Source organism: Streptomyces prunicolor NBRC 13075, from assembly GCF_000367365.1.
In the GTDB taxonomy this organism is placed as follows: domain Bacteria; phylum Actinomycetota; class Actinomycetes; order Streptomycetales; family Streptomycetaceae; genus Streptomyces; species Streptomyces prunicolor.
In genome coordinates this window covers 18,663-28,698 of record NZ_BARF01000151.1, presented here as the reverse complement: position 1 = coordinate 28,698, position 10,036 = coordinate 18,663, and the positions used below count along the sequence as shown (strand labels likewise).

The 10,036-nt window shown below is 72.6% G+C and carries 6 protein-coding genes; 1 reads left to right on the top strand and 5 read right to left on the bottom strand.

What is annotated here, in order from left to right; genetic code table 11:
* Window positions 1-313: 313 nt before the first annotated feature.
* The 3 genes from SPR02S_RS52570 to SPR02S_RS52560 form a co-directional block, all read right to left on the bottom strand.
* Window positions 314-1,678 carry a phosphomannomutase/phosphoglucomutase gene (locus SPR02S_RS52570; RefSeq protein WP_026151703.1) on the bottom strand — a complete coding sequence of 455 codons (1,365 nt, stop codon included), beginning with the start codon at window positions 1,676-1,678 and terminating at the stop codon, window positions 314-316.
* Window positions 1,679-1,778: 100 nt separating this feature from the next.
* Complete coding sequence (locus tag SPR02S_RS52565; RefSeq protein ID WP_019065092.1) at window positions 1,779-3,395, bottom strand: L-lactate permease; 1,617 nt, start codon at window positions 3,393-3,395, stop codon at window positions 1,779-1,781.
* Between the two features lie 146 nt (window positions 3,396-3,541).
* The gene (locus SPR02S_RS52560; RefSeq protein WP_078532602.1) at window positions 3,542-3,973 is read right to left on the bottom strand and encodes a DUF3499 domain-containing protein; all 432 of its coding nucleotides are present in this window, start codon (window positions 3,971-3,973) and stop codon (window positions 3,542-3,544) included.
* Between the two features lie 277 nt (window positions 3,974-4,250).
* Here SPR02S_RS52560 and SPR02S_RS52555 point away from each other — a divergent pair, with 277 nt between their 5' ends.
* Window positions 4,251-4,700 (top strand): metallopeptidase family protein, encoded by a 450-nt coding sequence (locus SPR02S_RS52555; RefSeq protein WP_078623282.1) that lies wholly within the window; start codon window positions 4,251-4,253, stop codon window positions 4,698-4,700.
* A 30-nt stretch (window positions 4,701-4,730) separates the two neighbouring features.
* Here the strand turns inward: SPR02S_RS52555 and SPR02S_RS52550 are convergent, their stop codons facing one another.
* Both SPR02S_RS52550 and SPR02S_RS52545 read right to left on the bottom strand, forming a co-directional pair.
* The gene (locus SPR02S_RS52550) at window positions 4,731-6,218 is read right to left on the bottom strand and encodes a DUF5719 family protein (RefSeq protein ID WP_019065089.1); all 1,488 of its coding nucleotides are present in this window, start codon (window positions 6,216-6,218) and stop codon (window positions 4,731-4,733) included.
* Window positions 6,215-9,967, bottom strand: coding sequence for a glycosyltransferase (locus tag SPR02S_RS52545; protein WP_078623281.1), 3,753 nt, complete (start codon window positions 9,965-9,967; stop codon window positions 6,215-6,217). Before SPR02S_RS52545 ends, SPR02S_RS52550 begins: the two co-directional genes overlap by 4 nt.
* Between the last annotated feature and the right edge of the window lie 69 nt (window positions 9,968-10,036).

The following is a 10,036-nucleotide window of genomic DNA, read 5'->3' as shown; positions in this document are numbered from 1 at the left end:
AAACGCCGGACGGGCTGAGAATGCGGGCCTGTGCTGGAGAGGCGGCCCCCTCCGGGTGGGTGGGGGTTCGGGACGGCTGACTCGGCCCGCGATGCCAGACGGGTTGGAAATGCTGGCCGGGCGTTGGAGGTGCGCCCCCTCCGGGTGGGGTGGGACGGCGCACTCGGCCTCGTGCACCGCACGGCACCGCACGGCACGGCACGGCACCGCACCGCACCGCGCCGCGCCGGCTGAAAATGCCGACCCACGTGGAAAAGCGCGCCCACCAGATGGGTCGGACCAGCACCGAGAAGAACCCTCAGCCGGAGCGCCCTCAGCCCCTGATGATCCCCAGCACCTCGTCCCGCACCTTCCCCATCGTCGCCTCGTCCCGCGCCTCCGCGTTGAGCCGCAGCAGCGGTTCCGTGTTGGACGGGCGGACGTTGAACCACCAGTCGGCGGAGGAGACGGTGAGGCCGTCGAGTTCGTCGAGGGTGAGGTCGGTCTGGTTCTCGTAGGCGGCGCGGATCGCGGCTAGGCGGGCCTGCTGGTCGTCGACCGTGGAGTTGATCTCGCCGGAGCCCACGTAGCGGTCGTACTGGGCCACGAGGGCCGAGAGGGTGCCGTCCTGGCCGCCGAGCGCGGCGAGGACGTGGAGGGCGGCCAGCATGCCCGTGTCGGCGTTCCAGAAGTCCTTGAAGTAGTAGTGCGCGGAGTGCTCGCCGCCGAAGATCGCGCCGGCCTTCGCCATCTCGGCCTTGATGAAGGAGTGGCCCACGCGTGTGCGTACCGGTGTGCCGCCGTTCTCCTTGACGACCTCGGGGACCGACCAGGAGGTGATCAGGTTGTGGATGACCACGCCCGTGCCGCCGTTCCTCGCCAGCTCGCGGGAGGCGACCAGCGCGGTGATCGCGGACGGGGAGACCGGGTCGCCGTTCTCGTCGACCACGAAGCAGCGGTCGGCGTCGCCGTCGAAGGCGATGCCGAGGTCGGCGCCCTCCACGCGGACGCGTGCCTGGAGGTCGACGATGTTGGCCGGGTCGAGCGGGTTGGCCTCGTGGTTCGGGAAGGTGCCGTCCAGCTCGAAGTACATCGGGACGAGTGTGAGCGGCAGACCGGCGAACACGGTCGGGACCGTGTGGCCGCCCATGCCGTTGCCCGCGTCGACGACGACCTTCAGGGGGCGGATGGAGGTCAGGTCGACGAGGCCGCGGAGGTGCGCCGCGTAATCCTCCAACGTGTCCCGCTGTGTGATCGTTCCCGTCGGTCCGGAGACCTCCGGCACGCCCGAGTCCAGCCAGGACTCGACGAGTTGGCGGATCTCGGCGAGGCCGGTGTCCTGGCCGACAGGGGCCGCGCCCGCCCGGCACATCTTGATGCCGTTGTACTTCGCGGGGTTGTGCGAGGCCGTGAACATGGCTCCGGGGAGGCCGAACGCGCCCGAGGCGTAGTACAGCTGGTCCGTCGAGCACAGGCCGATCTCGGTCACGTCGACGCCGCGCGCCGCCGCTCCGCGCGCGAAGGCGGCGGAAAGGCCCGGGGACGAGGGCCGCATGTCATGTCCCGTCACGAGGGCGCTCGCACCGGTCACTTGGACGAAGGCCGCTCCGAACAGCTCGGCCAACGACTCGTCCCACTGGTCCGGGACGACGCCCCGTACGTCGTACGCCTTCACGAGCTGCGACAGATCAGCAGACACGGCCAACCCTCCAGAAAGTCCTATCGGTCGCCCCAAACTACCCGCCAGGACCGGCGTGCGACGTGCGGCAACCGAGCCGTCCACACACCGTTACCTCAGCTCAGGGCAGCATCCACCCCAGGACGGCCGAACTCTGCCCGGCCACGATGAGGCACATCACCAGCAGCAGCCCCACGCTCCAGGGCAGCACCTTGCGCAGCAGGTCGCCCTCCCGGCCCTCCAACCCGACGGCCGCGCAGGCGATGGTGAGGTTCTGCGGCGAGATCATCTTGCCGAGGACACCGCCGGAGCTGTTGGCGGCGGCGAGCAGTTCGGGCGAGAGTCCCGACTCGTGGGCCGCGCTCACCTGGAGGGCACCGAACAGCGCGTTGGACGACGTGTCCGATCCGGAGACGGCCACGCCGAACCAGCCGAGGACGGGTGACAGGAAGGCGAGCCCCGCGCCGGCGGCCGCCACGAAGTGCCCGATGGTGGCGGCCTGTCCGGAGAGGTTCATGACGTAGGCGAGTGCCAGGACGGACGTCACGGTGAGGATCGCGAACCGCAGTTCGTGCACGGTCGCCGCCCACTCCCGTACCGCCACGCGCGCGTGGACCCCGAGGACAACTGCCGTGCACACTCCGGCGATCAGCACGAGCGTGCCACCCGTGGCGACGATCGGCCAGGTGAACACATTGCCGCCGACGGGCTTCCCGTCCGGGTTGACGACGTCCAGGAAGGGCCAGTCGTACACGCGCGTGGCCCCGGCCAGCCAGTCCTTGACGGCCGGGATCTGCGCGATGGAGAAGATCGCCACGATCAGCGCGTACGGCGCGTAGGCGCGCAGCACTTCGCGTCGCGGGTCCTCCTCCGTCAGGTCCTCGCTGGGTACGCCGGTGAGCACGGACGCACGCACCAACTCGGGGGCGGGCCTTCGCGCCTGCGGTACGGCGACCAGGGCGCCCGCGCCGGCCAAGGCGGCGGCGATGTCGGCGAGTTGGGCGGAGACGTAGTTGGAGGCGGCGAACTGGGCCGCGGCGAAGGCGAGTCCGCACGCCATGGCGGGGACCCAGGTCTCCCGGAGGCCGCGTCTGCCGTCCACGAGGCCGACCAGTACGAGCGGCACCACGAGGGCCAGCAGCGGTGTCTGACGGCCCACCACGGAGGCCACCGAGTCCAGTGGCAGGCCCGTGACTTGGGCGAGGGTGACCACCGGTGTGCCCATCGCCCCGAAGGCCACGGGCGCGGTGTTGGCGACCAGGGCGACGACGGCCGCGCGGACCGGGTCGAAGCCGAGCGCGACGAGCATGACCGAGCAGATCGCGACGGGCGCGCCGAAGCCGGCGAGGGCCTCCAGGAGGGCGCCGAAGCAGAAGGCGACGACCAGGGCCTGGATGCGGGGATCGTCGGACAGCCGCCCGAAGGAACGGCGCAGGATGTCGAAGTGCCGGGTGCGGACCGTCATCCGGTACACCCAGAGGGCGTTGACGACGATCCACAGGATGGGGAAGAGGCCGAAAACGGCTCCCTGGGCGGCGCTGGAGACGGTCTGTTCCAGCGGCATGCCGTAGGCGAGCCAGGCGACCAGGGCGGCTGCCAGAAGGCCGGTCAGGCCTGCCCAGTAGGCCTTCAGGCGCACCCCGCCGAGCAGGACGAGGACGATGACCAGAGGCAGGGCCGCCACCAGGGCGGACAGGCCGAGCGAGTCGGCGACGGGTTCCAGTTCCTGGACGTACACGGGCGCCTCCCCGGGTTCCGCGATGCGGAAAGTGATTTCTCACTGGTCCGGGAATCGTCGTGTCCGCGACAAGGGCACGTCAATGGGCGTGCATCACTGGATGAAACGCCAAGTGAATCGTTGAACGAACTGCGGGGCGGACGCCGTCAGTTGTCCGGCGAGCGCAGCACCCGCAGATGCCCCCGACGCGCGACCTCCATCGGATCCGCCGTACGGGCCCCGCCTCCGCCACCGGCTCCCGCCGCCCGCTCCTGCGGACGAGCCGCCTCGCGCACGGCGTTGGCGAGCGCTTCCAGGTCGTCGCCGCTCGGGCGGGCCGGGGCGGAGCTGTCGAGGAGGCGGACGACTTCCCAGCCGCGGGGCGCGGTGAGGCGCTCGGAGTGCTCGGCGCACAGGTCGTAGCAGTGGGGTTCGGCGTAGGTGGCGAGCGGGCCGAGGACCGCGGTCGAGTCGGCGTAGACGTACGTCAGCGTCGCGACGGCGGGGCGGCCGCAAGCGGTGCGCGAACAGCGACGTACAGGGCTCACGACGTTGGACGGTACCGCACTCTTGAGCGGGCCGCGACGACTCTCCCCCAGGTCACCCCACCGTGTCGGGCTGTGAGACGCCCCACACGCACCACCGGTTACACGTCGCTGACCTGCACGGACACCCCTTCCTGAGATCTCGAACGGGGCCGGACCCGGTCACCACTCGGCACAAACACCTCAATTGCCTTGAGAGGGACGGTCTTCGAGACATACGGAATCGAGCCCAACCTTGGCTGGAATGGTCATCCGGCGACATGCCGTGCGGAGCGTCCGACGGCGGTGGAGTCGGGCGGCGGGACCCTGCGGGGACTACGCTTCACCAGTGATGGACACCCCCGTACCGCCCCCTGCCGCCGGCCCCGGGCCCCGCCGCCGCGATCGCCACGGCCGGGGCATGCGCGGCCCGATCGCGCCGCCCCAGGTTCCGCTCGCCGCGAGCCGCGCCGAGGCGTTCGCGGATCTGGTGCAGGACTCCGTGGAGCGCCTGGAGCGACGCTGGCCGCAGTTGGCCGAGATCGATTTCCTGGTGCTGGAAGTCCCTCGACTGGGTGGTGCTGGAGAGGGTTGGAACGACGAATCGGTGCCCCTGGGGGGCACGATCGCCGCCCGTGAGGGGCAGCCCGCGCGCGTGGTCATCTACCGGCGCCCGGTCGAGATCCGCACGAAGGGGCGCGACGAACGGGCCGCCCTGGTCCACGAGATCGTCGTGGAACAGGTCGCCGAACTGCTGGGGCTCACCCCGGAGACGGTCGATCCGCGCTACGGGGAGGACTAGTCACCCTCCCCGCGCGCGTGCCGCGAACCGCTACTTCTGGAGTACGGACAGATCCTCGTCCGTCTGCGGCACCGACACCGTCCCCCGGTCGTCCGGCAGCGTCTGGATCGTGAAGCCCGGTACGCCCTCCTCGGTCGCCGACAGCGTCCGGGCCGCGTACACCGGGCCGCCCGACTGCGGCTCGACCGTCAGCGCGTAGGTGCCCTTCAGGCCGCCGGGGACCGGGAGTTCGACGTCCTCGGTGGTGCCGGCCTTGATCGTGTACGTCTTCGAGACGGGCGTACCGCCACCGCTGCCCGCGGACGCGGTGACCTTGACCGTCGCGGTGCGGGTGGGCGCGACCAGGGACAGCGTGGAGCCCTTGGCGCTGTTGTCGGCGGCCGTCGCGCGCGTGCCGACCTGGGCGGTCGCGGGGATGAACGCCGTCTCCTGCTTGCTGCCCTTGCCCCGTACGACCTTCAGCGCGGCGACGATCGGCACGGACTGGTCGGTCGGCGTCAGCACCAGGGAGCCCGGGTCGCCGCGCGTGACGTCGCCCAGATCGACGGCGGTGGTCATGCCCGCCTTCACGTGCACGGTCTCGTGCCCGGCCGGCGTGATCATCCCCGTGGGTGACGACAGCCGCACCTTCAGGTCGGCGTCCGAGTCGCCCGGCGTGAAGGCGATCAGCCGCACCGAGGTGGCGTCCTTGGGGATGCCCGGCATGACCAGGCTGCCGGCCGGGTCGGTGGACGCGGCCAGCCAGTCGCCGCCGAGCTTGGAGTCGAGGGCCTGCACGGACGCGCCGACCCGGCCGCTGCGCACGCTCACGTGCACGGTCAGGTCGGTCTCCTCGTCGTCGGTGAGCGTGGAGAGCAGGATCGGCTCGCCGGCGTGCGGCTCGACCGTGATGCCCTCCCCCACCGTCGACTTGAGGTCGCCGTCCTTGCCGAAGAGCTGGATGTCGACGACGGCGGCGGAGTCGTCCGGGTTGGTGAGGTGCACGTAGTCGGTGCGGCCGGTGGCGGTGCTGGCGCCCGGGAACCAGAACTCGGTGTCCGGGGCGGTGCAGTTGACGCCCTGGAGGCCGCGTCCGTTGCCCGCGGCGACCTCGGTGGTCTCCTGGACGGTCCAGCCGGGCGCGTACTTGCCCTCGGCGGTGCCGAGCAGCGCGGGCGAGTCGGCGCCCGAGCTGTCTCCGGTGGCCGGGGTGCCGGGGTCCTTGGGCTCCAGGACGGGCTTGGCGGGCTTCTTCTTGCTGCTCGTGCCGTCGCCCGACTCCTCGGTGGCGGACTGGAGTTCGGCCTTGCCGCTGCTGTCCGTGCCCGTGGTGACGGGCGTGAAGGACGTGTACGAGGTGTCGGCGAGGTCGGAGGTGCTGGGTGCCGGGCAGAGCAGGCTGGTGCGCTCCACGGGCAGCTGGGCGGCCGCCTTGGCGGTGCCGGCGCCGGACGCGGCCGGTGCCTTCATCTCGGCGAACCCGGTGACGGCGGCGAGCGCGACCACGCCGGCGAGGAGGGAGAGGGCGGGGCGGTTCACTGCTGGCTCCCGTCGGGGCGCTCGTTGTCGTGCGGTTGTTGCTGCTGGGCCGGGTCGTACGTCGGGTCGTAGGCGGGGTCGTAGTTCGGGTCGTAGCCCTGGTTCTGCCCCTGGTTCTGGTCGTAGCCCTGGTCGTACGCCGGGTCGTAGGCCTGCGCGGGCTGGCCGCCGTACGCGTACGGGTCGTACTGGCCCTGGCCGGCCTGGCCGCCCTGGTAGGGGTCCGCCTGGTACGACTGGTCGTAAGTACCGGGCGGGTACTGCTCGTTGGCCTGGTACTGCTCGTTGGCCTGGTACTGCTCACCGCCGTAGGTGCCGTACTCGGCGCCCGCGTAGCTCGCCGCGTCCCACTCGCCGTAGGACTGCTGCTGCGGGATCGCGGCGACGGCCTCCTCCTCCGGAGGAGGCGTGGCACCCGCGGCGAACGCGTCGAACTGCCCGGTGTCCGCCGGGTCGTCGGTCTGGTCGGTGGACTCGGCCTCCGCCTGGGCGCGCAGGCGGCGGGCCCTGCGGCCCTCGCCCGCGACGGCCTGGGCCGGGATCAGCTCCTCCTCGGGGAGGTCGTCGTCAATCTCCCGGCGGCGGCCCGGGAGGGCGAGTACGACGAGGACGAGGGCGAGCGCGCCCTGTGTCCACAGCCAGGCGGTGTGGCCGATCGGGTCGTCGTAGGTGACGTCCAACGTGCCGCCGGAGGCGGGGAGTTCGAAGCCCTGGGCCCAGCCGTCGACCGTGGTGCGGGTGAGCGGCTTGCCGTCCAGGGTGGCCGTCCAGCCCGTGGCCGCGGAGTCGGCGAGGCGCAGGACGCGGCCGGTGGCGCCGGACGGGATCGTGGTGTGGATGTCGACGGGTCCGGCGGCGACGGGCTTCGGGGCCGCGGAGCCGGTGATGATCGCCGCGCGGGAGACCTCCTCGTTCACCCGCCACAGGGCGCTGCCGTCGGCCTGGCTGAGGCGGCTGAGGCCGGGGGTGGCGTCCAGGACGCGGCTGACCTCGCGGGGCGCGCCCTTGTGGACGAGGACGTAGCGCACGGCGAAGCCGCCGAGTTCGTCGGCCTGGTCGGCGCCGGAGCCGGCGACGAGGTTGGCGACGACCTTGTCGAGCTTGGTGTTCTCGCCGTCCGCCGCGGCGAACTCGCCGTCTCCCATGCGGGCGCCGGAGCCGCGCACCAGCATGTAGCCGACGTGCGCGGCGGAGTCGCTGTCCAGGACGAGGGTGCGGGCCTGGTCCTGGGTACCGCTCTCCTCGGCCACGAACGCGGGCACCTGGGTCGGGTCGTGGCGCTCCAGGGGGCCGTCGGCGCCGCGGAGCATCCAGCCGGCGGCGACGAGCAGCGGGCCCGCGGCCGAGGCGAAGGCGATCAGGACGGCCACCGGCTGGCGCCAGCCGAAGCTCTGCTCGGCCACACGCGCGCGTGCCCCGTCGGCGCCGAGCGCGGCGGCGGCGAGGAGGGCGAGGCCGTAGACGAGGGTCGCGGGGCCCGCCCAGGTGGAGCTGTTCGACAGGACGGCGAAGACCAGGCCCACCAGGGCGATGCCCCAGGCCGTCCAGATGCCGAACTGACGCTCACTGCGCAGCAGGGCGGCGAGCGCGGCCAGGACGATGCCGATGAGCATCAGGCCGCTGACCGTGCCGGGGCCCCCGGGGCTGGCGCCGAGCAGGTCGAGGGGGGACGCGGACCCGGAGCCGTACTCCAGGCCCGCCTGCTGGAAGAAGCCGAACGGGAGCAGGGTCAGCGACCAGGGCGCCAGGATCAGCAGCGGGGTGCCGTACTGGGCCAGGAAGCGCGGGCCGTAGCCGACGAGGTCGCCGCGGCGCACGGCCAGCAGCGCGATGCCCAGGAGCAGGGTGATGGGCCAGATGATCGGTGTGAAGGCGGTGGTGATCGTCAGGAGCAGGGCGTACGCCCAGGTGGCGCGCCAGCTGCCGCGGGCCCCGGAGGTGTGGGTGAGGCCGCTGGCCGCGATGCCCGCGCGGGCCGTCAACGGGAGCAGTACGGCCAGGACGGCGGTGCCGATGTGGCCGCCCGCGAGGGCGCCGGTGGCGGCGGGCAGGAAGGCGTAGACGACGGCCGCCCACGCGCGCAGCAGGCGCGACTCGACGAGCGGGCGGGAGGCGAAGTAGGCGGTGAACCCGGCCAGCGGGACCGAGGCGACCAGCAGGACCGTGACGGCGATGCCGGTCGAGCCGAAGAGCAGCGAGGAGAGCATCGCGACGAGCGCGAGGTACGGCGGCGCGGACGGGGTGCCGCCGACGCCCACCGGGTGCCAGGAGTCCAGGAAGCGGGACCACAGCTCGCTGGAGTCGCCCGGGGCGGGCAGCAGCGCGCCGCCCGTGAGCGCGCCGCTGGCGAGCAGGCCGCGGCAGGCGACGAGGGAGACGAGCAGCAGCACCAGGAAGAGCACCGGGCCCGGCTTGCGGGCGATGCGCTTCACGCGCGCGAACTGCTCGATCTCCAGGAAGTCGGCGTCGTCTCCGCCGGGTCCTGACTCGACGGCGCCGCCGTGCCGGCCGGCTCCGGAGGTGACCTCGGGGTCGGAGGTGTCGACGAAGCTTCCGGCGACCTGTTCGAAGGTGGCCCGCACGGTCGCACCCGGCGGCGGGAACAGGGGCCGCAGTTCGGCCTTGTCGATCTGGGCGCCGCTTCGCCTGCGCCGTCCGGCGAGGATCCGCTCGGGACGCAACAGGGTCCCCAGGAGACCGCGGATCTCGTCGAGGGCCTGTCCTGGGACCTTGCCGACGAGGTTGGCGACGGTGCGCAGCAGGGTGCCGACGACGACCCTGAAGAGGACCCAGGGCAGCACGGCCGTACGGCTGTTGACGAGCAGGGTGTAGACCGCGCCGGCCTTGTCGACCTTGTGCGGGGAGGCGACGGTGCGGCCCGCGCAGTCGACGGCCCGGCGCTCGCGGGAGGCCGCCTCGGCGTGCCGTACGACCGCCTCGGGGGCGACCAGGACGCGGTGGCCGGCGGCGGTGGCGCGCCAGCACAGGTCGACGTCGTCGCGCATCAGGGGCAGCCGGCGGTCGAAGCCGCCGAGTTCGTCGAAGACGTCGCGCCGGACGAGCATGCCGGCGGTGGACACGGACAGCACGGGCCGTACGTGGTCGTGCTGGCCCTGGTCCTGTTCGCGGCGGTCCAGGCCGGTCCAGCGGCGGCCGGAGTGGGCGATGGTGACGCCGACCTCCAGCAGCTGCCGCCGGTCGTACCAGCCGCGCAGCTTCGGGCCCACGACGGCCACGTCGTCGCGGCCCAGCTCGTACTCCTGGTCCACCACCCGCAGCAGTTGCGCCAGGGCGTCCGGCTCCGGGGCGGAGTCGTCGTGCAGCAGCCACAGCCACTGGACCGGTTCGCCGTACGGGAGTTCGGGCAGGTCGTAGGCGTCGTCGCGCCACGTGCGCGTGACGGGGTCCCAACCGCTGGGGCGCTTCAGGTACGGCAGCTCGTCCGGGGTCAGCAGCGGCGCGGTGCGGTTGGCCTCCTCGACGGCCTGGCCGAAGCCGGTGCGCCGGGCGAGGTGGAGCACGCGGTCGGCGCCGAGGGCGTCGGTGACCAGCTGGGCGGATGCGTCCGCGCTGCCGGTGTCGGCGGCCATGACGCTCTGCACGGGGCGCTCCTGGCCGAGCAGCCCGGCGAGCGCGTCGGGCAGCCAGCGGGCGCCGTCGTGGGAGACGAGCACCGCGGTCACCACGTGACGCGGGAACTCAGGAGTGGCAGCGTCGTGTTGGCCTGCCGTGTGGCTGTGCACGGACATCGAGGTACGGGCCCCGGTTCGATGGACTGCGGTGGACGCCCGTGTCCCGAGGGGACTGCGGTACGTCTC